The organism is Hymenobacter sp., assembly GCF_035709525.1.
Lineage (GTDB): Bacteria > Bacteroidota > Bacteroidia > Cytophagales > Hymenobacteraceae > Hymenobacter.
Genome location: NZ_DASTEP010000006.1, coordinates 21,607 through 44,629 on the forward strand (window position 1 = coordinate 21,607; position 23,023 = coordinate 44,629).

General features: G+C 62.3%; 20 protein-coding genes. 8 read left to right on the top strand and 12 right to left on the bottom strand.

The genetic code is table 11. From position 1 onward, the window contains the following. The first annotated feature begins 16 nt into the window (after positions 1–16). The gene (locus tag VFO93_RS00475; protein ID WP_325132333.1) at positions 17–889 is read left to right on the top strand and encodes an SDR family oxidoreductase; all 873 of its coding nucleotides are present in this window, start codon (positions 17–19) and stop codon (positions 887–889) included. A gap of 238 nt (positions 890–1,127) precedes the next feature. Here the strand turns inward: VFO93_RS00475 and VFO93_RS00480 are convergent, their stop codons facing one another. Next, positions 1,128–1,586: a type I restriction enzyme HsdR N-terminal domain-containing protein gene (locus VFO93_RS00480; protein WP_325132352.1), complete on the bottom strand. Its 459-nt coding sequence runs from the start codon at positions 1,584–1,586 to the stop codon at positions 1,128–1,130. 222 nt (positions 1,587–1,808) lie between these two features. Here VFO93_RS00480 and VFO93_RS00485 point away from each other — a divergent pair, with 222 nt between their 5' ends. Both VFO93_RS00485 and VFO93_RS00490 read left to right on the top strand, forming a co-directional pair. After that, positions 1,809–2,579, top strand: a complete 771-nt coding sequence (locus VFO93_RS00485; RefSeq protein ID WP_325132334.1) for an AMP nucleosidase — start codon at positions 1,809–1,811, stop codon at positions 2,577–2,579. A 252-nt stretch (positions 2,580–2,831) separates the two neighbouring features. Continuing rightward, complete coding sequence (locus VFO93_RS00490; RefSeq protein WP_325132335.1) at positions 2,832–4,394, top strand: amidohydrolase; 1,563 nt, start codon at positions 2,832–2,834, stop codon at positions 4,392–4,394. Between the two features lie 97 nt (positions 4,395–4,491). On the opposite strand, the gene VFO93_RS00495 is transcribed toward VFO93_RS00490, so the two are convergent. From VFO93_RS00495 to VFO93_RS00520, 6 genes are all read right to left on the bottom strand, one after another. Then, a complete protein-coding gene (locus VFO93_RS00495) occupies positions 4,492–5,010 on the bottom strand; it encodes a DinB family protein (protein WP_325132336.1) in 519 nt (172 codons plus the stop codon). 18 nt (positions 5,011–5,028) lie between these two features. After that, entirely contained in the window at positions 5,029–6,441 is a 1,413-nt protein-coding gene (locus VFO93_RS00500; RefSeq protein ID WP_325132337.1) for an MFS transporter, read from the bottom strand. Positions 6,442–6,486: 45 nt separating this feature from the next. Next, on the bottom strand, positions 6,487–6,786 hold the full coding sequence (locus VFO93_RS00505; protein WP_325132338.1) for a hypothetical protein: 300 nt from the start codon (positions 6,784–6,786) through the stop codon (positions 6,487–6,489). Positions 6,787–6,788: 2 nt separating this feature from the next. Continuing rightward, positions 6,789–7,307 carry a hypothetical protein gene (locus VFO93_RS00510; protein WP_325132339.1) on the bottom strand — a complete coding sequence of 173 codons (519 nt, stop codon included), beginning with the start codon at positions 7,305–7,307 and terminating at the stop codon, positions 6,789–6,791. Next, on the bottom strand, positions 7,304–8,116 hold the full coding sequence (locus VFO93_RS00515; RefSeq protein WP_325132340.1) for an AAA family ATPase: 813 nt from the start codon (positions 8,114–8,116) through the stop codon (positions 7,304–7,306). The genes VFO93_RS00510 and VFO93_RS00515 overlap by 4 nt, the downstream gene beginning before the upstream one ends. A gap of 485 nt (positions 8,117–8,601) precedes the next feature. Further along, a protein-coding gene (locus VFO93_RS00520) for an IS3 family transposase (RefSeq protein WP_325132341.1) occupies positions 8,602–9,677 on the bottom strand; the annotation gives its coding sequence in 2 pieces (ribosomal slippage) (positions 8,602–9,425 and positions 9,425–9,677; 1,077 coding nt in all). Positions 9,678–10,198: 521 nt separating this feature from the next. On the opposite strand from VFO93_RS00520, the gene VFO93_RS00525 reads away from it, so the two are divergent. Continuing rightward, positions 10,199–11,092, top strand: a complete 894-nt coding sequence (locus VFO93_RS00525) for an NAD(P)/FAD-dependent oxidoreductase (protein WP_325132342.1) — start codon at positions 10,199–10,201, stop codon at positions 11,090–11,092. Beyond that, entirely contained in the window at positions 11,092–11,577 is a 486-nt protein-coding gene (locus VFO93_RS00530) for a hypothetical protein (RefSeq protein WP_325132343.1), read from the top strand. Before VFO93_RS00525 ends, VFO93_RS00530 begins: the two co-directional genes overlap by 1 nt. Before the next feature lie 83 nt (positions 11,578–11,660). On the opposite strand, the gene VFO93_RS00535 is transcribed toward VFO93_RS00530, so the two are convergent. From VFO93_RS00535 to VFO93_RS00550, 4 genes are all read right to left on the bottom strand, one after another. Then, positions 11,661–12,275, bottom strand: a complete 615-nt coding sequence (locus VFO93_RS00535; RefSeq protein WP_325132344.1) for a nucleotidyltransferase family protein — start codon at positions 12,273–12,275, stop codon at positions 11,661–11,663. Between the two features lie 160 nt (positions 12,276–12,435). Further along, positions 12,436–14,763 (bottom strand): xanthine dehydrogenase family protein molybdopterin-binding subunit, encoded by a 2,328-nt coding sequence (locus tag VFO93_RS00540; RefSeq protein WP_325132345.1) that lies wholly within the window; start codon positions 14,761–14,763, stop codon positions 12,436–12,438. Positions 14,764–14,772: 9 nt separating this feature from the next. Next, positions 14,773–15,753, bottom strand: a complete 981-nt coding sequence (locus VFO93_RS00545) for a xanthine dehydrogenase family protein subunit M (RefSeq protein ID WP_325132346.1) — start codon at positions 15,751–15,753, stop codon at positions 14,773–14,775. Between the two features lie 6 nt (positions 15,754–15,759). Beyond that, positions 15,760–16,413: a (2Fe-2S)-binding protein gene (locus tag VFO93_RS00550; RefSeq protein WP_325132347.1), complete on the bottom strand. Its 654-nt coding sequence runs from the start codon at positions 16,411–16,413 to the stop codon at positions 15,760–15,762. A gap of 457 nt (positions 16,414–16,870) precedes the next feature. Here VFO93_RS00550 and VFO93_RS00555 point away from each other — a divergent pair, with 457 nt between their 5' ends. The 3 genes from VFO93_RS00555 (at position 16,871) to VFO93_RS00565 (ending at position 22,015) form a co-directional block, all read left to right on the top strand. Beyond that, positions 16,871–18,949 carry an alpha-glucuronidase gene (locus VFO93_RS00555; protein ID WP_325132348.1) on the top strand — a complete coding sequence of 693 codons (2,079 nt, stop codon included), beginning with the start codon at positions 16,871–16,873 and terminating at the stop codon, positions 18,947–18,949. Positions 18,950–19,034: 85 nt separating this feature from the next. Beyond that, complete coding sequence (locus VFO93_RS00560; RefSeq protein ID WP_325132349.1) at positions 19,035–20,348, top strand: glycosyl hydrolase family 8; 1,314 nt, start codon at positions 19,035–19,037, stop codon at positions 20,346–20,348. Next, positions 20,345–22,015, top strand: a complete 1,671-nt coding sequence (locus tag VFO93_RS00565) for a glycoside hydrolase family 43 protein (protein ID WP_325132350.1) — start codon at positions 20,345–20,347, stop codon at positions 22,013–22,015. Before VFO93_RS00560 ends, VFO93_RS00565 begins: the two co-directional genes overlap by 4 nt. Positions 22,016–22,088: 73 nt before the next feature. On the opposite strand, the gene VFO93_RS00570 is transcribed toward VFO93_RS00565, so the two are convergent. Next, entirely contained in the window at positions 22,089–22,883 is a 795-nt protein-coding gene (locus VFO93_RS00570) for an oxygenase MpaB family protein (RefSeq protein WP_325132351.1), read from the bottom strand. Positions 22,884–23,023: the final 140 nt, after the last annotated feature.

The window sequence follows — 23,023 nt, forward strand, 5'->3', positions numbered from 1 at the left end:
CCCTTTCTACTTTACCATGAGCAAAATTCTCGTAACAGGCGCTACCGGCGGCCTCGGCAAGGCCGTAGTTGAAAACCTGCTGAAAACCGTCAGCCCCGGCGATATTTCGGTGCTGGTGCGCGACCCCGCCAAAGCCGCCGCCCTGCAAGCGCAGGGCGTGACCGTGAAGCAGGGCGACTACAACGACTACGCTTCGCTCGTGACTGCTTTTCAGGGCGTTGACAAGCTGTTTCTGGTGTCGGGCAACGACATTCCCAACCGCGTGCCGCAGCACACCAACGCTATTAATGCCGCCAAGGAAGCCGGCGTGCAGCACGTCGTGTACACCAGCTTTCAGCGCAAAACGGAGGATGGCTCGTCGGCCGCAGCTTTCGTAGCCGAGGCGCACCTGGCCACCGAAAAGCTGCTCAAAGAATCGGGCCTGACTTATACCATCCTCAAAAACGCGCTTTACCTCGACGTGTTGCCGCTCTTCATGGGCCCGGTGCTCGATACCAACACCATCTACCTGCCGGCCAAGGAAGGTAAAGTTCCCTACGCCAGCCGCGCCGACATGGGCGCGGCCGGGGCGGCCGTGCTCACCGGCACCGGCCACGAAAACCAGTCGTATGACATCAGCAACGACACGTCGTATTCGTTCCACGACATTGCCAAGATACTGAGCGACTTGTCGGGCAAGCAAATTCAGTACGCATCACCCGATGCGGAAGCCTTCGGCTCGGCGCTGGCGGCCGCCGGCGTGCCCGCCGGAATCATCGAAATGACGGCTGGCTTCTGCGTGGCTATCGAGCAAGGCGAATTTGATTTCCCCGCCACCGACCTGGAAAAACTACTCGGCCGCCAGCCCGAAACGGCGGAGCAGTTTTTGAAAGCGACTTATCAACTGTAGTTGATTTAGTTAGATGAAACCCGGCTGCGCTGGCGCGGCCAGGCTTTTTTAATACTAGCCCCAGCGGGGCAACCCGTCGGTAGAAAATAATGTGGCGCTGACATATGAAAGCCCCGTAGGGGCGACCCACTCAACTAGTTGGGTCGCCCCTACGGGGCTTTTACTTCTTTTGCGCGGGGATTACTACCGACGGGTCGCCCCGCTGGGGCTGGTACTGCCAGGCCGCAACTTAGGTTACTTAGCCCACCGCTTCGGCATAAGTCGGGATTTCAGCCAGCCGCTCATTTACCCCACGCTCAAAATCGACGCGCCAGCAATAGTGTATCAAGCCATTCGTGACCAGCAGGTAAGGCGCGCGCATGGTCTGGTTATAGGTAGCCACCTGCTGGGCCACAGCGGGCGTGATGGGCACCGTGGGGCGCTTGCATTCTACCAGCAGCAGCGGGCGGCCGTCGGGGCCGAGGGCCACGAGGTCGGTGCGCTTCTGGCGCTGGTTGTAGCGGTGGCCGCGCTCCAGGCTCAAGAGGCCGCGGGGGTAGCCCAGGTGCATCATTAAATACTGCGCTACGTGCTGGCGCACCCACTCTTCGGGGGTCAGCGCTACGTACTTGCGGCGCAGCTCATCCCAGATTTCGGGAATGTTTGCAGAATTTTGCCTAATTTTGTGGTCGAAAGGCGGCAGGTCCAACGCTTGCATCACCTCCAAAGGTATGGGTTTGGCCGTCGCATTTCGCCGGGGTTTCGAACCCCTCGCGCCGCCATACCCCACCGGGTAGGCGGCTTTTTCAGTTTAATGCTTAGTTGTTTGTGCCTAGTGCTTAGGACTTTCCTATTATACACCAACTTGCAGCTAGCTCCTACTGACGAAAGCCTTCTTACCATCACCTAAGCACCATCACCTAAGCACAAATCACTACATATGAAGACCAAAGAAGACATCGTAAATAACTGGCTGCCACGCTACACGGGCGTGGCGCTGAACGAGTTTGGGCAGTACATCCTGCTCACCAACTTCAGCAACTACGTGTACATGTTTGCCGAGCAATTTGGCGTGGAGGTGCGTGGCACCGACAAGCCCATGCAGTCGGCTACCTCGGGCGGCATCACCATCATCAATTTCGGCATGGGCTCGCCGATGGCAGCCACGGTCATGGACTTGCTGTCGGCCATCAAGCCCAAAGCGGCCCTGTTCCTGGGCAAGTGCGGCGGCCTGAAAAAGACCAAGCTCGGCGACCTGGTACTGCCCATCGCGGCCATCCGGGGCGACGGTACCTCGGACGACTACCTGCCGAAAGAGATTCCGGCCCTGCCCTCGTTCCGCTTGCAGCGCGCTGTTTCGTCGATGATTAAGAAGCACGAGCTCGACTACTACACCGGCACCGTGTACACCACCAACCGCCGTGTGTGGGAGCACGACCAGGAGTTTAAGGACTACCTCAAGCGCGTGCGCGCCCTGGCCGTGGACATGGAAACGGCGACCATCTTCGTGGTGGGCTTTATGAACGACATTCCGCACGGCGCGCTGCTGCTCGTGAGCGACAACCCCATGACGCCCGAGGGCGTGAAAACTTCCGAGTCGGACTCGAAGGTGACGGCCAACTTTGTGAAGAAGCACCTCGAAATTGGCATCGAGTCGCTGCTGGAGTTGAAGAACTCGGGCGAGTCGGTGAAGCACATGAAATTCGAGTAGACCGCAGATTCAAACGGATTTTCAGGATTTAACGGATACGCTTGCTACGCAAGCTGACTGGCCTGTGGGTGTTTCGGCGAGCCCGTTCTTCAGCGAGGAACGGGCTTAGCTTTGTTCACCGGGTTCCTTTCTGAACTTTGCATACTCTTTTGTACTATGCATCCTTTTTATAAACTTGGCAGTACCCTGGCTGTGGGATTTGCCGTTGCTTTGGCTAGCTGCCAGCCTCAGCGTGAGGCCGTTGACTTGCTCGTGACCAATGCGACAGTGTATACTGTCGATTCTACTTTCAGTAAGGCTCAGGCTTTTGCCGTGCGCGATGGGCACTTTGTGGCCGTGGGCACTACGACCGACTTACAGCAGCGCTACCAGGCCACGCAAACCGTGGACGCGGGTGGGCAGTTTATCTACCCCGGCTTTTACGACGCGCACTGCCACTTCTACCGCTACTCGCTGGGGCTGCGCTCGGCCAACCTCGTGGGGGCCAACTCGTGGGCTGAGACAGTGGGCCGCCTCTCGGCGCACCGCCAACAGCAGCCGGGCGCGAGTTGGCTCACCGGCCGGGGCTGGGACCAGAACGACTGGCCCGGCCGGCGCTTCCCCACCAAGGACACGCTCGACGCGCTGTTTCCCAGCGTGCCGGTTTTTATCATCCGGGTCGATGGCCACGCGGCCTTGGTCAACCAAAAGGCGCTCGACCTGGCGGGTATTACGGCGGGCACGCCCATTAGCGGCGGCGTGATTGGGCGCGACGCGCATGGCCGCCTCACCGGCCTGCTCGTCGATAATGCCGTGAAGCTCGTGGCAACTAAAATCCCCGAGCCCAGCCCCGCCGAGGCCGACGCCGCCCTGCTGCAAGGCCAGCAAAACTGCCTGGCCGTGGGCCTCACCAGCCTTGCCGATGCCGGCCTCAACCGCGAAGACATTGAGCGGATGGCCGCGCTGCAACAGGCAAAGAAGCTGCACCTGCGCCTCTACACCATGCTCAACCCCACGCCCGAAAACAAGGCGTACTACCTGCCCAAAGGCCCGTATTTCAGCGACAACCTCACCATCTGCTCCTTCAAGGTGTATGCCGATGGCGCGCTGGGTTCGCGGGGTGCCTCGCTGCTGGCCCCCTACACCGACCGGCCGCACGAGGCGGGCTTTTTATTACAAAACCCTGGCTACTACCGCAGCCTGGCCAAAGAGCTGGCGGCCACCAAGTTTCAGATGAACACCCACGCCATCGGCGACTCCAGCAACCGGCTGCTGCTCGATATCTATGGCGCAGCCATCCAGGGCCAGCCCGACCGGCGCTGGCGCATCGAGCACGCGCAGGTGGTGAGCCCGCAGGACATGCCCAAGTTTGGCCAGTACCACATTGTGCCCTCGGTGCAGCCCACCCACGCTACCTCCGATATGTACTGGGCCGGCGAGCGCCTGGGAGCCAAGCGCCTGGCCACTGCCTACGCCTACCAGGAATTGCTGAAGCAGTACGGTCAGGTGGCGCTGGGCTCCGATTTTCCCGTCGAGGACATCAACCCGCTCTATGGCTACCACGCTGCCGTGGCCCGGCAGGATGCGAAGAACTACCCCGCCGGCGGCTTCCAGATGAGCAACGCCCTCACCCGCGAGCAGGCCCTGCGCGGCATGACTACCTGGGCCGCCCACGCCTCCTTTGAGGATAAGCGCAAAGGCCAGATAAAGCCCGGGATGCTGGCCGATTTTGTAGTACTGAAAACCGACCTGCTGACCGCGCCCAACGAGCAATTGCGCAACGCGCCCGTGCAGCAGACGTGGATAGGCGGCCGGCGCGTGTTTGCGCGCAAATAGAAACTGTCATGCTGACGAAGGAAGCATCTTATCAGGGCAGATTCTATCCTGATAAGATGCTTCCTTCGTCAGCATGACAGCTGTATGGTACTACCTACTACCCCTGCGGCCCCTCGTCGGCCGAGTTGCCGTAGATGGCGGGCACCGCGATGTCGAGCAGGCGCAGGTACACGCTGAGCTGGCCGCGGTGGTGGATGAGGTGGTTGAGCACCATGGTGCGCACCACGGCCGTGCGGGGAATGGACAGCAGCGTTTTGTCGCCGTGCGTGAGGCTCCAGATATCGTGAAAAGCCTCGTCGCTTACATCGGCCAGGGCCTTGTGCAGGTTTTCGGCGTTGAGGTCGAAGCGGGCCAGCACGTCGGCGGTGGTAGTGGGGTTATCGCCCCGCTTGCCCGTCACCACGTCGAACGACGAGCCTTGCAGCGAGATTTCCAGAAAGCTGATGAGGTTGGCCATGTGGCCGGCCAGCGTGCCCAGCGTCATGCTTTTGGCGTGGGGCCGCCAGCCAAATTGCTCGGTGGGGGCGCGCTCAAGCACGCGGCGCGTAATGGCTAGCTCGTGCCGCAGCTCGTGGCCGAGCGCGGTTTGCAGGTTGGGTTGGGGAGGGTGAATCATGAGGCAAAGGTCGGAGTTTTAGCGGCGGGTTTCGGGGGTGCTGGCGGCAGCCGAGGCGGGCGGCGGGGGTAGGATGCTGCCGCTGGCTGGCTCTTCACGCAGCTTTTTGCCCCGCAGGCGCAGCAAGAATACCAGCCCCAGCGCGAAAAACACGATGAGCGCCAGAATGCTGTAGCGCATCGAACCCGTAACCTGGGCGATGGCCCCGTACACGGCCGTGCCAATCACGATGCTCAGCTTTTCGGTGACGTCGAAAAAGCTGAAAAACGCCGCCGTGTTAGGCGTGTTTTCGGGGATAATCTTGGAATACGTGCTGCGCGACAGGCTTTGGATAGCGCCCATCGTGAGGCCGATGACCGAGGCCAGGGCGTAGAAGCTCCAGCCGGCCTGCACGAAGTAGCCCGCGATGCAAATGAACATCCAGATAATCACCGACCACGACAAAGCCCGGGTATTGCCGATGCGCTCGGAGAGCCTGGCAAACAAATAAGCGCCCGCGATGGCCACCACTTGCAGCAGCAAGATGGTGATAATGAGCGCCTGCTCGGGCAAATGCAGCTCGTCGGTGCCGAAGAGCGTGGCCACGTACATTACTGTTTGCACGCCCATGTTGTAGGTGAAGTAGGCCAGCAAAAACTTCTTGAGATTGGGCAGCTGCTCTAGCTGCTGCCACACCTTGCCCAGCTCGTGAAAGCCGTTGAGCAGCCAGCCTTTATCGTCGGCACCGGCGGTAGTGGTGCGGCCGGGGTCGGCAGGCAGCGTGAAGAACGGAATCTGGGCAAAGCCCGCCCACCAGACACCCGTGAGTAGAAACGAGAACTGCGCCGCCTTGGCCCCACCGATACCTATTGCATCGTGAAACTGGTTTATGACCAAGCAAATAATTAGCAGAATAACCGAGCCCACGTAGCCCATTGAAAAGCCCTTGGCCGAGAGCGAATCGTATTTTTCCTCCGAGCTGATTTCGGGCAGGTAGGAATTATAAAACACGATGCTGCCCGAAAAGCCCACCGTGGCCGCGATAAACACGAACGTAGACGCCGTGAGCGTGCTGGGCTCGAAGAAATACAGCCCCGCGCAGGAGGCCGCCCCGAGGTAGCAGAATATTTGCAAAAACAGCTTCTTGCGCCCCGAGAAGTCGGCCAGCGACGTCAGAAACGGGCTGATGAGCGCAATGAGCAGAAACGACGCCGAGATGGCGTAGGTCAACAGCGACGAGCCCGGCACCTGGAAACCCAGGAAATCAACCGGGCTTTTGCCGCTGTCGGTCTTGGTTACTTCCTTGACGACACTCGACCAGTAAATCGGGAAAATCGAGCTGGTAATGACGAGCGGGTACACCGAGTTGGCCCAGTCGTAGAAGGTCCAGCCGGTGGTGATGCGCTTGTTGTCTTTTTCGACGGCCGGCGCGGCGGTAGCGGTGGGGTGCATAAATGGCAAGAGAAGAATTGGCGTCCGAAGGTAGCGGCCGGCAAGCTAGACGGTGGGCAGGTGCGGAAAGTTGGCCCGCACCATGCCCGCAAATTCGGCACGGTCGAGGGCGGCCGCGTTGCGAATGGTACGAGCCTGTAAGATGCGCTTGACCAGGGCTGGAATGGACCCGCACTTAGCTACTTGGCGGGCCAAGTCGGTAGGCGACATTGTGGCGGGGTCCATATCGGCCATCGAATCGTGGCTTTCGAGATGAGTTAAATGGGTGCGCCGCCGCTCTAGCGAGAACTTCCGATTGAGGCCGCACAGGTCAATGGTTGCCTGCCCGCGTGGCGTAGTGGCCACTGCTACCGCTTGCTGAAAGCTGAGGTGGGCCGCCGGGTCGTCGAAGGCCGGGTGTAGCAGTAGCGGCTGCTCCTGCCGGTAGTCGTCGTGGTGCGAGTAAGCACGGCCAGCCGCGTGGTTAGCAAGCGGGAAATAATTGCGCTTGTGCCCGCCATTGCAGCGCTTGCACGAAAACAGCAGGTTGCGCCAGGTATAGGCCAGCCAATAGTAGCCCGGTTTTCCAGCCTGGCTCCGCGAGCCTGCCGAAAGCCATTTTTGGGCCGGTAGTGCTCCACATCGCCGTAGCCAACGTGCAGCAGGTTAGCCTCGCAGTAGCAGCATTTTTCGTGTTGCACGGCAATCAGCTGCGCCTTTACGGCGGGCGCGTTATAGAGCGTGGCTGGCACGTGCAGCCGCTCGCTGCCAGCCGCGCGGCACGCGGCCGGGTCGGCATCGTAGCGCCGCCGCAGCCGCTGCCGGGCCGCCCGGATGGCCGCGGTGCTGAGCGCAGCCGGCGCGGGGCCTTGCACAATCTTTATCATTGCCCGGCGGGAGATTGGCTAGCGAGGCGCTCGGTTATCTGGCGCAGCAACTCGGCTTCTTCGGCTTCGGCGTGGGGGCTGGTGCTGCCCATAGGCTGGCCTTCCAGCTCCTGGGTCAGGGCTTCGAGTTCGCGGCGCTCTTTGGCGGTCAGCTTGGCTTTGTTGAGCAGGGCCGCCTGCCGTACCAGTTTTTCCTCGGTTTGCACCGAGCGCGCCGTTTCCAGGTTGAAGAAGCTGCTGGTCAGTATCTGGTCGACGCGCCAGCCGCGCACGTCTTCGGGGTTTTGGTAAACGATGGTTTGGTCGCCTTCGCGCTTCAGTAGCACTACGTTGGCGTCGGCATCGCTGGCGGCTTGCACCACCAGCGGGCTGTGCGCGGTGGCGATAAACTGAGTGTTCTTGAAAATCTCGCTCAGCGACTTCAGCAGCTTGCGCTGCCAGCTGGGGTGCAGGTGCAGGTCGATTTCATCGATGAGCACGATGGCGGGCTCTTCGAGCGGATTTTTGCTGTCGGGGTAGCGCACGAACAGCTTGTCGGCCAGGTCGGTGAGCCACACTACCAGCGTTTGGTAGCCGAGGCTCATGTCGCGCAGGCGCACCCAGCCGTAGGGCGTTTTGAAGCGCACGCCCTGGCGGGGGCTGCCGCCGTGGGGTTGCACGGGGGCTACGTCGAGGTCGGTTACCTCGCCTTCCTCCATTATTTTGAGGAGGGCGGCTTTTATCAGGTGGAAGTTTTGGGTGGTGAGTGGGTCTTTGTCCTTCGCCATGCGGTAGTCGGCAAAGAGAAACCACTCTTCGGGGTTCAGCAAGTCGGCGCGGTCGTCAAAGAGGCTAGCGCAGGTGTCGGCTGTTTCGGGAGTTTCGCTGAGGGTGGAGTTGCCAGTGGTGCGGCCGGCTCCGTAGCCGTAACATAGAAGCCCTTCTGCATCTTTTGTTCCTCCATAACCTCCTGAAATGACCCCATCAGCCGCATCTTCTGGCCTGATAGCTGTTCCAGGATAATAAAAAAACAATCTCTGACTGTACCTAGCATCTTTCTTACGTTGCTCTTGCAAATCTGTGTGTGTCTGTATGTAACACTCTACTTGAGTGCCTTTTTTTCCATCATGTCTTCTCAAGCTCCAATTATTCCTTGGGCGATGCATAATAGATACTATACCATACTCAGTTTGAGGCGAGAGGAAAATAGGCATCAGTATCACCAAGCTCTTCAACACCGTCGTTTTCCCCACCCCATTATCCCCCAGAATAATCTGTACGCTTCCCCGTCTGATAAGCCAGTGGTAGGCAGAGATTAAGCCGCTTGTTTAAATTCGAGTGGGGTCATAAAATTCAAGGCCTGGTGGGGCCGTTGGGTATTATAGTCGTGCCGCCACTCGTCCACCAACTGGCGCACATGGGCCAGTGAGCGAAATAGGTGGGCATCGAGCAGTTCGCGGCGAAACGAGCCGTTAAAGCGTTCGATGTACGCATTCTGCGTCGGCTTACCGGGCTGAATCCAGTACAGGGTAATACCCTGCTGTTCACACCACTCACTCAGTTTAGCGCTGATAAATTCAGGGCCGTTGTCGGTGCGCAGTTGCGCGGGGCGGCCATAGCACTCGACTAAGCGCGTCAGCACCTGCACAACGCGACTGGCCGGCAAAGAGAAGTCGATTTCCACGCCCAGCAACTCGCGGTTATAGTCGTCGAGCACGTTGAGCGTGCGGAACCGGCGGCCATCGGTCAACACGTCGCTCGTAAAGTCGAGCGACCAGCACCCATTGGCGGCCTCCGGCACGGTCAAGGGCTGCTTGACGCGGGCGGGCACCCGCTTTTTCAGGCGCCGAGGTAGATTTAGGGCTAGTGACCGATAGATACGTAACGTACGTTTATGATTGATTACCAGGCCGTTTTTGCGTAGGCGGTGGTGCAGCTTCCAGAACCCCCAGCCCGGATGCCGCCCACTTAACGCCCGCAGGGCCTGCTGCACGGGCTCATCGTTTCGCCCCTGCGCCACGGGATGGTAGCTGCCACGTGCCAGCCCCACCAGCGTACAGGCCCGGCGCTGGCTCCAGCCTTTACTTACTAAGCCCTGCGCTGCCTGGCGTCGCGCCGCAGGGCTGGCTACTTTTTTCGCAGTATCTCCTTAATAGCCTGATTCTCCAAGCTCAGGTCGGCAAACATCTGTTTAAGCTTGCGATTCTCTTCTTCCAGGTGCTTGAGCCGGGTAAGCTCGGCCACGCTGGCCCCGGCATACTTGCTTTTCCAAGCATAAAACGTCGCCTCGCTCAGGCCGTGCTCGCGCACAATCTGGGCCACCGTCTGCCCGCTGGCTTGCTGTTGGAGAATGGCCACAATCTGGGCCTCGCTGAATCGTCCTTTTTTCATGTCGCAATCGTCAGGTAGGGAAAGTTACTGCTTTCTCTACTCACCACTGGCACTCGATTTGGGGAAGCGTACAGATTTGGGGAAGCGTACAAATCGTCCATTGCGCCGGCCGGCCATCTGCCCGCGAAAAGGAAATCGTCTGCTTCGCCCCGAAGCTGCGCACATTTTCCAGGCTTAGGGAGAGGAAGTAGGCCGGGGGCGGCGTGGTGGGTTTGTCGGCCATTGCGCGGAAAGGGGAAATCGAAACACCTCAAAAGTAGCAGCCCCGCCGAGAGCCAGCCGAGACTGAGGTAGCTGGAAGCAGGCGTTCAGGCTAAGCGGTTTCTGAAAGGTGCAGGTGGGCGTAGAGACGCATACTTGCGTCTCGTCGTTGTTCGGCCCGCCTGACGTGAGACGCAAGTATGCGTCTCTACAACGTTGCTTTTGCCTCAATATGCAACATTGTTTCATATCAGAAAACATGGCTTATCTTTGAATCAAGAGCCCCGGCAAAACAGCCGGCCCCTCTCCTATTCAAAAACATGTTCGACGTACTCATTATCGGCGGCAGCTACGCTGGCCTGAGCGCGGCGCTGGCCCTGGGCCGCGCCCGGCGCTCGGTGCTGGTGCTCGATGGCCGCCGCCCGCGCAACCGCTTTACGCCCCACGCCCATAACCTGCTGCTGCACGACGGCGACGCCCCCGCCGACCTGGCGGCCCGCGCCCGCCAGCAGGTAGCCGCCTACCCCACCGTGCAGCTGCTCGAAGCCCAGGCCACCGCCGCTACCCGGTTTCCCGATGGCTCGTTTGAAGTAACTACCGAGGCGCACGGTACCTTCGCGTCCAGCCGGCTGCTGCTGGCCACCGGCCTGCGCGATGAATTACCGCCCGTGCCCGGCTTTGCCGAGTGCTGGGGCAAGTCGGTGATTCACTGCCCCTTTTGCCACGGCTACGAGGTAGCCGACTTGCCCACCGGCATCTGGAACAACGGCCCCGAAGTCGAGCATCAGGTAAAAATGCTGCTCAACTGGTCGCGCGAGCTCACCGTCTTCACCAACGGCCCGGCCACCTTCGGCCCCGAGGTGCACGCGCTACTGCAAGCCAATGTTATCGAGCTAGTCGAAACGCCCGTGGCCGAGCTGCTGCACACCGGCGGCCAGCTCACGGCCCTGCGCCTGGCCGATAGCCGCACCTGGCCGCTGCCCGTGCTCTATGCCCGCCTGCCGTGGCAGCAAGCCAGTGAGCTACCCGCGCAACTGGGCTGCGAAATTACCGAGCAGGTGCTAATCCGCACCGATGCCAGCTACCGCACCACCGTGCCGGGCGTGTACGCGGCCGGCGACTGCGCCGTGGCCCCGCCGCAGCTGGCGCTGGCCATAGCGGCCGGCAACCTGGCGGGCGCTACCCTGAGCCGGGAGCTTATCTTGGGCGCTTGATGCGCCTTATCCTCCCTAAAACCAACAGCTACTGGCGGCACTTGGCCGCAGCCCTTCTCCTGACTGCGCGCGCCCAGGCCCAGGTGCCCGCCGAGCTACTCGGCCGCTGGGAGGCCTACGAAATCGGCTTCACGGTGCCCAACGCCTTGCCCGACTCGGTGCGCGACCGCCTCAACGACCCCAATACCGCTGCCCTCAACCACGCCCTGGCCGAGGGCACGACGCACCTGCGCGTCGAGTTTCGGGCCGATGGCGGCTACCAGTTTACCGTGACGCGGGGCGAGGAAGTGGTGCAGTCCGAAACCGGCACTTACACGGTGGTAAAAGGCCGTTTGCAGGCCAGCAGCCCGAGCAGCCGCAACGGCTCCTCTTTCGACGGCCACGAAATTCGCAAGCTGAGTCGGCGGGTGTTGCTGCTGGGCTTTCCGGTGGGCGAATACATGCCGGGCGTGGACGAGGAAGTAGAGTATCGGCGGGTAAAGTAGGGCGTGGTTACCCCACCCCCAGCCCCTCCCCTCCGGGAGAGGGGAGGGGCTGGGGGTGGGGTAACCACGTTAGGGTAGCGACCTTACCCCAGCGCAGCATACTGCGCCTCAGTATCCACATCGGTAGCGCCACCCGCAAAATCCACCGTGGGCAGGTGCTGATACTGCTGCAACAACTCGCGTGCGCCGGCCGCCCCGCGCAGCGCCAGCAGCTGCGGAAACAACTCGCGGCTGAACAGCGCCGGCACGCCTTGGGTGCCGCCGTAGGCCGAGGCCACTACCGGCTGGCCGGTGGCCTGAAACTGCACAATCAGCTCGCCAATAACCTCGGGCGTGAGCAGCGGCTGGTCGCAAAGCATGACGATTACGGCATCGATTTTGGCCGGGGAGGCCGCGGTTTCGGCGGCGGTTTCCAGCTCGGTGAGGCCAGCGGCGATACTACCGCCCATGCCATCGGCCCAGGCGTCGTTGCGCACCACGTGGAAGGGCAGGCCCTCAATTTCGGGTAGCAGTTCATCGTGCAGCGCGCCGGTCACGAGCACGAGCGGGCGGCAGGGCGAGGCGGCGGCTACTTCGGCGGCGTGGCGCAACAGGGTTTGGCCCTGGTAGGGCAAAAGCTGCTTGGGGCGGGCGAGGCGCGAAGACGAGCCGGCCGCGAGCAAAATGAGGCCAACGGTGGCAGTGGGGTCGTGGTGCATCTTGGTGAATGGTTGGATTGGTGGACTGGTGAATGGATATAAAAATGTCATGCTGAACGCAGTGAAGCATCTCGCGTAGCGCAGTAATCTTTACGTAAAAAGTTACTACCCCACGCGAGATGCTTCACTGCGTTCAGCATGACAATCGTTTACTAACGAACTAGCTGTTCAGCCCGGCCATCAGCACTTTATCGGGCGTCAGGGGCAGGTCGCGCAGGCGCTTGCCGGTGGCGTGGTACACGGCGTTGGCCACGGCGGCGGCCACGCCCACCATCGCGATTTCGCCGATGCCCTTCACGCCCATCGCGTTGATGTGGGGGTCGTGCTCTTCCACAAACTCGACGGTCATGTCGGGGATGTCGGCGTTCACGGGCACGTGGTAGCCGGCGAGGTCGGCGTTGGTGTAGCGCGAGAAATTCTGGTCGCGGATGGTTTCCTCCATCAAGGCCGAGCCGATGCCGAAAACGGCCCCGCCGATAATCTGGCTGCGGGCGGTCTGGGCATTCAGGATGCGGCCCGCGCCGATGACGCTCACCCACTTGCTCACCCGGATGGTGCCCAGGTCCATATCCACCCGCACCTCGCAGAAGTGCGCGCCAAACGAGTGCATGGAGTGGTGGCCGGCCTGGTCTTTCTGGGTGGGGTCGGCGTTTTTGGCGGCGGCCGCGTCTTCGTAGCCCGAGCCATATTTACCCTGCGCCATGCCCTCGATGTCAGTCATTTCGCCGCGCTTCATCAGCTCGCCAAAGGCCTCGCCTTTCTTGGGGTCTTTTTTCAGGAATAAGCGGCCTTTTTCTACAGCTACGTCCTCAGGCTTGGCGCGGTAGAGCGGCGATTTCCGGTCGATTACGGCGGCTTTAATCAGCTTTTGCCACACATCCTGGCAGGCCAGGTACACGCTCGACGACACCGTGCCCGCCGCCACCGAGCCACCCGAATTGGGGGCCGTGGGCAGTTGGGTATCGCCCAGCTCGAAGCGCACTTTATCGATGGGTAACCCCAGCGAGTCGGCGGCTACCTGGGTCATTACGGTGTAGGTGCCGGTGCCGAGGTCGGTAGCGCCGGCCTGCACCACGGCGTGGCCGTCGGCGTAGAGGCGGGCGCGGGCCGTGCCCGACGAGTTGTGCACCGGGTAGCTGGCCGAGGCCATGCCCATGCCCACGAGGTAGCGGCCGTCGCGGGTGGCGCCGGGCTTGGGGTTGCGCTTGCTCCAGCCAAAAAGCTCGGCCCCGCGGGCGTAGCACTGCTTCAGGCTCTTGCTGCTCCAGGGCTGGCCGGTGCCGTAGTCGTGGTCGGCGTAGTTGCGCAGCCGGATTTCGATGGGGTCCACGCCCACGCGGTAGGCTAGGTCGTCCATCGAGCACTCGATGGCGAATGAGCCGGGAGCCTCGCCAGGGGCGCGCATGAAGGTGGAGGTCATCACATTAGCCCGCGCCAGCTCGTAGCTGCTCTCAAAGGCTGGGCTGGCGTAGAGCAAGTCCACAATCTTGGAGTTGGGCTCGGCGTAGTTGTCCCAGGGCGAAGTCGTGGACTTCTTGGTATGCACGAGCGAGGTCAGTTTGCCGTCGGCCGTGGCCCCCAGCTGCATCACCTGCTCCTGGTCTTCGCGGTGGCCCATGCTCGTAAACATCTGCTCGCGGGTGAGCATCAGCTTCACTGGGCGGCCCACGGCCTTGGCGGCCTGCACCGTGAGGATGGTGTGCGGCCAGGTGGCTCCCTTGCAGCCGAAGCCCCCGCCCAGGTACTTGGTAATCACGCGAATTTGCTCGCGGGGCATACCCGTCATGGCCGCCACGGCCGACTGCGTGCGGGTCACGCCCTGCGTCGATTCGTAGATGGTGAGGCGGTCGGGCGCTTCCCAGTGCGCCGTGGTCGAGCCGGGCTCCATCGGGTTGTGGTTGTACACCGGGTGGTTGTAGGTAGCCGTGAGCTGAATGGGCGCGCTGGCAAAGGCGGCCTGCGGCTCGCCGCGCCGGGTGTGGCCCTTTTGCTTGCCATCCTGCACCTTTTCGGGGTCGAAAAGCTCGGCTTTAGGCTGCTTGAAATTAGCCAGCGGCTCGCTTTTTTGGTAGGTCACTTTCACCAACGTAGCGGCGTGGGTAGCGTGCTCGATGGTATCAGCCACCACGAGGGCCACCGGCTGGGCGGCGTAGAAAATCTCGTCGCCGGTGAGGGGCAGAAAGCCCATCGGCGCGCCGATGTCTTTTTTACCAGCCGGGTCGTTGGGCGTTTTGGCGAGCTTGGGCAGGTTCTGGTGGGTGAGTACGGCGAATACGCCCGGCTCGCGGGCGGCGGCCGAGGTATCGATGCCCGTAATTTTCCCCTTGGCAATGGGGCTGGTGGCAAGTACGCCGTAGGTGAGGCCGGGTAGCGCAAACTCGGCGGCGTACTTGGCCTTGCCGGTTACTTTTTCGCGGCCTTCCACGCGCACGAGCGGCTTGCCCACGTAGCCGCCGGGCTGGTCGAAGAATTGGGGTTCAGCTTCCATAATCAGTTCTTAAGCAACGACCTCTAACAATGCCCGCACCAGCGTGCGCTGGGCTAGCTCGACCTTGAATTTATTGTGCTCGCGGGGCTGCGCGTCGCGCACGGCCAGCGCGGCAGCGGCGCGGAAGTTTTCTTCCGTCGGGGCCTTGCCCACGAGGGCTTTCTCCACGGCGGGCACGCGCCAGGGCACGGTGCCCACGCCCCCCAGCGCCACCCGGGCCGAGCGGATGACGCCGCCCTGCACGTCGAGCCCCACGGCCGCGCTCACCAGCGCGTAGGCGTAGCTGGCCCGGTCGCGCACCTTGAGGTAGTGCGACTTACGGGCGTGCGCGGCGGCCGGCACTGTGATGGCGGTGATAAGCTCGCCGGGCTGCAACTGGTTCTCAATGTGCGGCGTGTTGCCGGGCAATTTGTAGAAATCAGCTAGCGGCACGGTGCGGGTAGCGCCCTTCGGATTCTCCAGTGTCAGCCTAGCTTCGAGGGCTACGAGGGCCACGGCGAGGTCGGAGGCATTGGTGGCGATGCAGCTGGGGCTGGTGCCGAAGATGGCCAGGTTGCGGTTGTCGCCCTGCTGGGCGGGGCAGCCCGAGCCGGGCACTCGCTTGTTGCACGGAAACGCGGTGTCGCGGTAGTAGCCGCAGCGCGTTTTTTGCAGCAGGTTGCCTCCCATGCTGGCCATGTTGCGCAGCTGCGGCGAAGCCGAGGCCAGCAGCGCCTGCGAAATGACGGGGTAGTGCTGCACCACCTGCGGGTGCTCGCCCACGTCGCTCATGCGCTCCAGCGTGCCGATGCGCAGGCCAGTAGCCGCGTTTTCGATGCCCAGCAGGTTGAGTTTATTGATATCAATCAGCAAGGTGTGCTGCTCGATATTCGACTTCATAATGTCGAGCAGCGTGGTGCCGCCGCCGATGAAAGCGGCCTGCTTGTCGGCCTCTTTGGCCGTGGTGGCTTCCTTGGTAGAAGCGGCCTGAGTATAGGCGAAGTTATTCATCTTGGGTTATCCTTTAGCTTGTTGGCCAGCCACTTCACGCACGGCGGCCAGGATGTTGGGGTAGGCCCCGCAGCGGCAGATGTTGCCGCTCATCCATTCGCGGCACTGGTCGTCGGTGGTGGCGTGGCCTTCTTTCACGCAGGCCACGCCGCTCATAATCTGGCCAGGGGTGCAGTAGCCGCACTGGAAGCCATCGTGCTTGAGGAAAGCCTCCTGCATGGGGTGCAGTTCCTCACCCTTTGCCAGGCCCTCGATGGTCGTGATTTCTTTGCCCTGGCTCATCACGGCTAGCGTGAGGCAGCTATTGACGCGGCGGCCATCCACGAGCACGGTGCAGGCACCGCACTGGCCGTGGTCGCAGCCTTTTTTGGTGCCCGTCAGGTCGAGGTTTTCGCGTAGGGCATCGAGCAAGGTAGTGCGGGGCTCCAGGCGCAGGTTTTTCACCTGGCCGTTGATGCGGAGGCTCACGTTGGTCTGGCCCGAAAGAATGGGGCTGGCCGGGGCCATTTTATTGGCAATGGCTTCGGCCTGGCTTGCGATGGGCGGAGCCAGGGCAAAACCCAGAATACCGCCGCTTTGCTTTAGAAAAGTGCGGCGCGAAGGGCCACCCGCGGGCGGCGTGCCAGCCGCATCGGGCAGCTGGTCGTGGGGAAGGGACATAGGATAGAAAACAGTGCGTGAGGAGCCTGCTATCCAGTACGCAGAAAGCCCCGCATTCGTTGGGCTTTATTCTGGCCTATTGCCTTGTCTATCTGAGTATAATACTTCTGCTATTAAGCCCGGCGGCTAGCGCGGGTGGGGGCCGGGCGCTGCTTCATTAGTTTTGGCCGGCCTGGCTTGCGCCGCGCTATTGCGTTGCCCTACGAATTGGGATTTGCCTGCTACTACCAGAAAGATTTTGGGCGAGGCTGCGCGGCTCTTCAGGGGCCGCGCTGGGGGTAGGCGCTGCTTCTCAGCAGGCCAATAAGCGGCACTCAGCCAGCCGGATAAGGCACCTTCCGTCCAGCTGCTACTTACCTGGCAGTGTGGCTGTTCAGCTAATTACCAGTAAAATACTTTGCTGAACAATGCCTTAATCTTGCCGCGACATTACGCCCGCTGTCCTAATAGCCCACCCATGAAAAAGCTTTTTCTTTCCCTCCTCCTCCTGGGGTCTACGCCGGCGCTGCGCGCCGAAAACGGCCACCAGCTCTGGCTGCGCCTGCACGCGGCGGTACCCGTCACGGTGGTGGCGCCCGCCAAAAGCTCGGCTTTGCTCGCTACGGCCAAACGCGAGCTGGAGCAGGGCTGGCAGGGTCGCGCCGGCGCTACCCTCACGCTGAAACTCACAAAGGACAAGGCCATCCGGCACGACGGGTTTCGGCTGAGTGCGCAGGGCGTGCAGGCCAACACCGAGCGGGGCCTGCTGTACGGGGCGTTTGAGCTGCTGCGGCGCCAGCAAACCGGCCAGCCGGTAGCCGACGAGGTTTGCAACCCTTCGTATGAGCTGCGCTTGCTTAATCACTGGGACAACCCCGACGGCTCGGTGGAGCGCGGCTACGCCGGCAAGTCCATTTTCTGGCGCAAGGATAGTGCCTTGGTGGTGACGAAACGCGACCAAACCCTATGGCAGGAATACGCCCGCGCCAACGCCTCGGTGGGCATCAACAGCAGCGTGCTCAACAACGTGAATGCCTCGCCCCTGATACTCTCGGCCGAGTACCTGGGCCGCGTGAAGGCCATTGCCGACGTGCTGCGGCCGTATGGCGTGCGGGTGTATTTGTCGGTGAAATTCTCGTCGCCGGTGCTGCTGGGCGGCCTCAAAACCGCCGACCCGCTCGACCCGGCCGTGGTGAAATGGTGGCAGGGCAAGGCAAAGGAAATTTACCAGCAGGTGCCCGATTTTGGCGGCTTTCTGGTGAAAGCCAGCAGCGAGGGCCAGCCCGGCCCGCAGGACTACGGCCGCACCCACGCCGACGGCGCCAACCTGCTGGCCGACGTGCTGCGGCCTCACGGTGGCTTGGTGATGTGGCGCGCCTTCGTGTACAGCCCCAGCGACAAGGACCGCGCCAAACAGGCCTACAACGAGTTTGTGCCGCTCGACGGTAAATTTCGCGATAACGTCATCATTCAGGTGAAAAACGGGCCGGTTGATTTTCAGCCGCGCGAGCCGTTCAGCCCGCTGTTTGGGGCACTGAAGAAGACGGCCGTGATGCCCGAATTTCAGATTACGCAGGAGTACCTCGGGCACGCCATCGACCTGGCCTACCTGGCCCCGATGTGGGAGGAATGCCTGCAAAGCGACACCTACCAGGCCGGCCCCGGCAGCACGGTGGCGCGCTGCACCAACGGCAGCGTGTACCGCCAGGCGCACTCGGCCATGGCCGGCGTGTCCAACGTGGGCCTCGATACCAACTGGACGGGCCACGACTTTGCCCAGGCCAACTGGTACGCCTTCGGCCGGCTGGCCTGGAACAGCAGCGCCAAAAGTGCCCAGCTGGCTGAGGAGTGGCTGAAGCTAACTTTCCAGAACGCGGCCGCCCAGCCCGCTACTTCCACGGCCGACTGGAACGCTAAATTCTTGCCGCCCGTGGCGCAAATGATGCTGGCCAGCCGCGAGGCCATCGTGGACTACTCGATGCCGCTGGGCTTGCACCACATTATGTCGGCCACGCATGACCACTACGGCCCCGGCCCGTGGTGGGCCCCGCCCAAAATGCGCGCCGACTGGACGCCGCCCTACTACCACCAGGCCGCCGCCAACGGCGTGGGCTTCGACCGCACCAAGACGGGCAGCGACGCCGTGAGCCAGTACCACGAGCCGCTGGCTTCGCAGTTCAACGACCCCGCCACCTGCCCCGATACCTACCTGCTGTGGTTTCACCACTTGCCCTGGGATTTCCAGATGAAAAGCGGCCGCACCCTGTGGGACGAGCTGGCTTTGCACTACGACCACGGCGTGCAGCAGGTGCGCCAGTTTCAGCGCACCTGGGACCGGGCGCAGCCCTACGTGGATGCCGAGCGCTTCGCGGCGGTGCAAAACAAGCTGCGCGCCCAAAGCGGCAGCGCCGTGCTCTGGAAAGACGCTTGCTTGCTGTACTTCCAGCAGTTTAGCCACCTGCCTATCCCGGCCGCCGTGGAGCCGCCCATGCACACGCTGGAGGGCGTCATTACCTACGACACGCCCCGGCCGCGGGGCAATGGCCCGGCCAAGTAATACAACCTGCCCTGGCGCGGCCTTACTCGCTGGGCAGGGCGTCTATTCGGGTACCGCGCCAGGGCGTTCCTTCTTCCTTTTCCGTATGAAAAAATATACTACCTGGCTGGGGGCCGGCCTGCTCCTGGCGCTGGGGCTGGGGGCCGCGCCGGCCGCCGCGCAGCGCCCCGCCAAGCGCGCGCAGCCCCAACCGAGCGCCAGGGGCGCTTTTTACACGGGCACCTATCCTAACCTGTTTCGGGAGGCCGGCTACAGCCAGGCCGATATCGACAAGAAGGTGGCCCAGGCCTACCACGACGTATTTGAGGGGCCCAGCCGGGTGTACTTTGAGGTAGGCGACTCGATGGCCTACGTTTCGGATATCAAAAACCAGGACGCGCGCACCGAGGGCCTGTCCTACGGCCTGATGGTGGCCGTGCAGCTCGATAAAAAAGAGGTGTTTGACCGCCTCTGGCGCTGGTCGAAGAAGTACTTGCAGCACCAAAGCGGGCCGCTGGAAGGCTATTTTGCCTGGAGCATCAATACGGCCACCATGAAGCGCAATTCGGAGGGGCCGGCCTCGGATGGCGAGCTGTACTTCGTGACCAGCCTGCTCTTTGCGGCCAACCGCTGGGGCAACGCCACGGGCATCAACTACTACCAGGAGGCCCGCCGCATCCTGGATGCTTCGTGGAAAAAAGATGGCACGGGCGGCGTGTATAACCTCATCAACACCAAGCACAAGCAGATAAGCTTTGTGCCAGTGGGCGAGATGTATAACTGGACCGACCCGTCGTACCACCTGCCGGCTTTTATGGAGGTGTGGGCCGAGTACGCCCACGATGGGCACGAGCAGTTTTACCGCGCCTGCGCCGATACGTCGCGCGTGTTTTTGCACCGCGCCTGCGCGGCACCTACCGGCCTCAACTACGACTACACCGAGTTTAGCGGGCAGCCTCACACCACGCGCTGGGCGCCGGCCGCCTTTCGCTACGACTCGTGGCGCGTGCCCATGAACATTGCCATGGACTACTACTGGTTTGGCAAAGACCGCGACTGGCAGCAGCAGTATGCGCAGCGGTTTCAGGGCTTTTTGCGCAGCAAAGGCCTGGCTACCTATGAAGACCAGTTTAACGTGGATGGCTCGCGGCCCGATTTCATTTTGCCGGCCGGCAAGGTCAAGAAGCTGCGGCATTCGCTGGGTTTGGTCGCCACCTCCGCGGCGGCCTCGCTGATGAGCCCGGATGCCAACCGCCTCGACTTCGTGCACGCCCTCTGGAACGACAAGCTGGCCCCCTACCCCGACGGCTACTTCGACCCTTACTACGATGGCCTGCTGTACTTGTTTAGCCTGATGCACCTGAGCGGCAAGTATCAGCTTATCAAGCCGCAAGCGCACCCTTTGCCTTCTTCCAAATGAACAGTTCTGCATTCCTGGCCAAGTCCTTCCGCTGGGCTGCCCTGCTGGCGCTTGGGCTGGCCGCCAGCGCCCCGCGCAGCTACGGCCAGACCAATCCTAAACTGGGCGAAAACCCCATTCTGCGCGACGTCTTCACCGCCGACCCGGCCCCGCTGGTGTACAAGGATAAGGTGTATTTGTACGTGGGCCACGACGAGGCCAAGGAAGGCCAGATGTTCAATATGAACGACTGGCGATGCTACTCATCCAGCGACATGAAGAACTGGACCGCGCACGGCTCCATCATGCAGGTGCGCGACTTCAAGTGGGCCACCCGCGATGCCTGGGCCTCGCAGGTGGTGGCGCGCAACGGCAAGTTTTATTTCTACGCCGCCGTGCAGGAAGGCGCGCCGGCCAACGCCAAGGCCATCGGCGTGGCCGTGTCCGATAGCCCCACCGGCCCCTTCGTGGATGCGCGCGGCTCGGCGCTCATTTCCGACAAAACCACGCCCGGCCCCAACGGCTGGGACGACATCGACCCTACCGTATTCGTGGACGACGACGGCACGGCCTGGCTGGCCTGGGGCAACCCCAACTGCTACCTGGCCAAGCTCAAGCCCAACATGACCGAGCTCGACGGGCCCATTCAGCACATCGAGGTGCCCAACTACACCGAGGGGCCCTGGCTGCACAAGCGCGGCGGCACCTACTACCTCACCTACGCGGCCTTTGCCCACCAGGGCATGTCGGAAAAGCTGTGCTACGCCACCGCCCCGCGCGTGACGGGCCCCTGGACGTACCAGGGCATTCTCACCGAGCAGGCCAAGAACAGCTACACCATTCACGCCGGAGTGGTCGAGTTCAGAAAGCAGTGGTACCTGTTTTACCACAATGCCACCCTCACGCTGCCCACCGGCGAAAGCGGCGCGCTGGGCCGGCGCAGCGTGTGCGCCGAGTACCTCTACTACAACCCCGACGGCACCATTCAGCCCATCACCCACACCCTGGCCGGCCTGAGCGTGCCGCCCCGCAAAGGCCCCCAGCCGGCCCCGCCCAAGCGCCCGCCAGCGGCTCGGGCTACTACCGCGCCGCCGACGGCCAGCCCTGGCATTACGCTCACCGAAAACACCCAGCCCCGGCCCGCGCAATGGCCCGGCAGCCCCATATTCAGCACCATGCCCGACCCGGCCACGCTGGCGCTGGACAACCTGAGCTTCAATTACAAGCAAGGGGTTTCTAATCTCGGGCAGACGTTTGAGGTGAAAGCCGACTGCCGCCTCACGCGCCTCGACTTATTCGGTGGCGACGGCTTCGGCACCGACGCTAAGCAGCCCGTAGCCCTGGCCCTCTACGACCTGGGGCCGGCCGCCGACCTTGCCGCCGATGCGCCTACGTATTCAGCCAGCACTAACCTGCTGGGTACCGACAACGGCATCAGCTATACGCCTCAAGCCGCCGGCATTTTGCAAGTTGACTTGGCCGGTGACAACCAAGTGGTTTTGAAGGCCGGGCACCGCTACGCCCTGGAACTGCAGGGCGCGGCCAAGTCGGCACCCCTGTTTTGGCGGGTGAGCCGGCAGGATACCTACGCCGGCGGCAGCGCCTATCAAAATCGCCAGCCCGTGCTGCTGAACGACAAGCGCGGCTACGACTTTGCCCTGGCCGTGTACGGCGTTCCTCTGAAATAACTGATACTGAGTACTACCAAGGGCTGCTGCACCCGCAGTAGAGTAGCGGCTTGCTACCCAGCGCACGCCTGCCCTACTGTGGCTGAAGCGCCCGCGCGCCCACTACCGCTCCCGGCCCATCCAGTGCTAAAATCTGCGCCCGGTACTGGGCGGGCATCAGCGAGGCGCGGGCCCAGCGGCCCAAGGCCAGGTGCTGCGTGGGCCGGTACAGCGGCAACGCCACTTGCAGCCACGACCAGCGCCCCAGCCCCAGCAGCGCCCGCACGCGCGGCGGCGTCACGAAGCGCTGGGCTTGCAGCACCAGCCCGTAGCGGAAGGCCCCGAGGTGGCGGCGGTACTGCCGGTAGAGGTCAGTGGTGTAGTCACTCACTACCAAGTCGCTTTGCAGGTGCGCCTCGCGGGCCTGCGCCCAGGCGGCGTAGGTAGCGGGCACCTCCGGCACGCCCATGCGGTGGCCCAGGCGATAAAACACGTCCACGATTTCCTCCTTTTCGGCCACCGTAAGCGGGCGCTCTATTGCCTCGAACACGCGAATGGAGTAGGCGGTGAGCATAAACAGCACGTCGCGGTAGGCCCAGTCGGGAATCCGCCTGCCGCGCTTGGCCTCTACCGCCGCGTGAATGCCCGCGATGGTGGCAATGGCCTGCTCGGCCGCCGCCCGCTCGGCGAAGATGATGCGCCGCGCATACTCCACCGTCGAGAACAGCCGCCCCAGCGGGTCGGCCGGCAGCTTGCCGGTGAAGTAGAGCCAGTCCACGGCCTTATTCAGGGCAAACTCGGCCGCCGCCCCGGCGAAGATGAACAGCACCGTATCGGCCTTGCCCCAGATGCGGCGCACCACAGAATCGGGGTTGACGAAATACTCCATAGCGGGAGAAGGATATTGAAAAGAACTTTGCATTACAAAGTTAATACAAAAACTTCGTTCACCCATTTTTTACGGTAGAGCGCTGCCCGGCGCGGGGTACCTCACCCCCCGGCCCCCTCTCCAAAAAAGAGGGGGAGCCT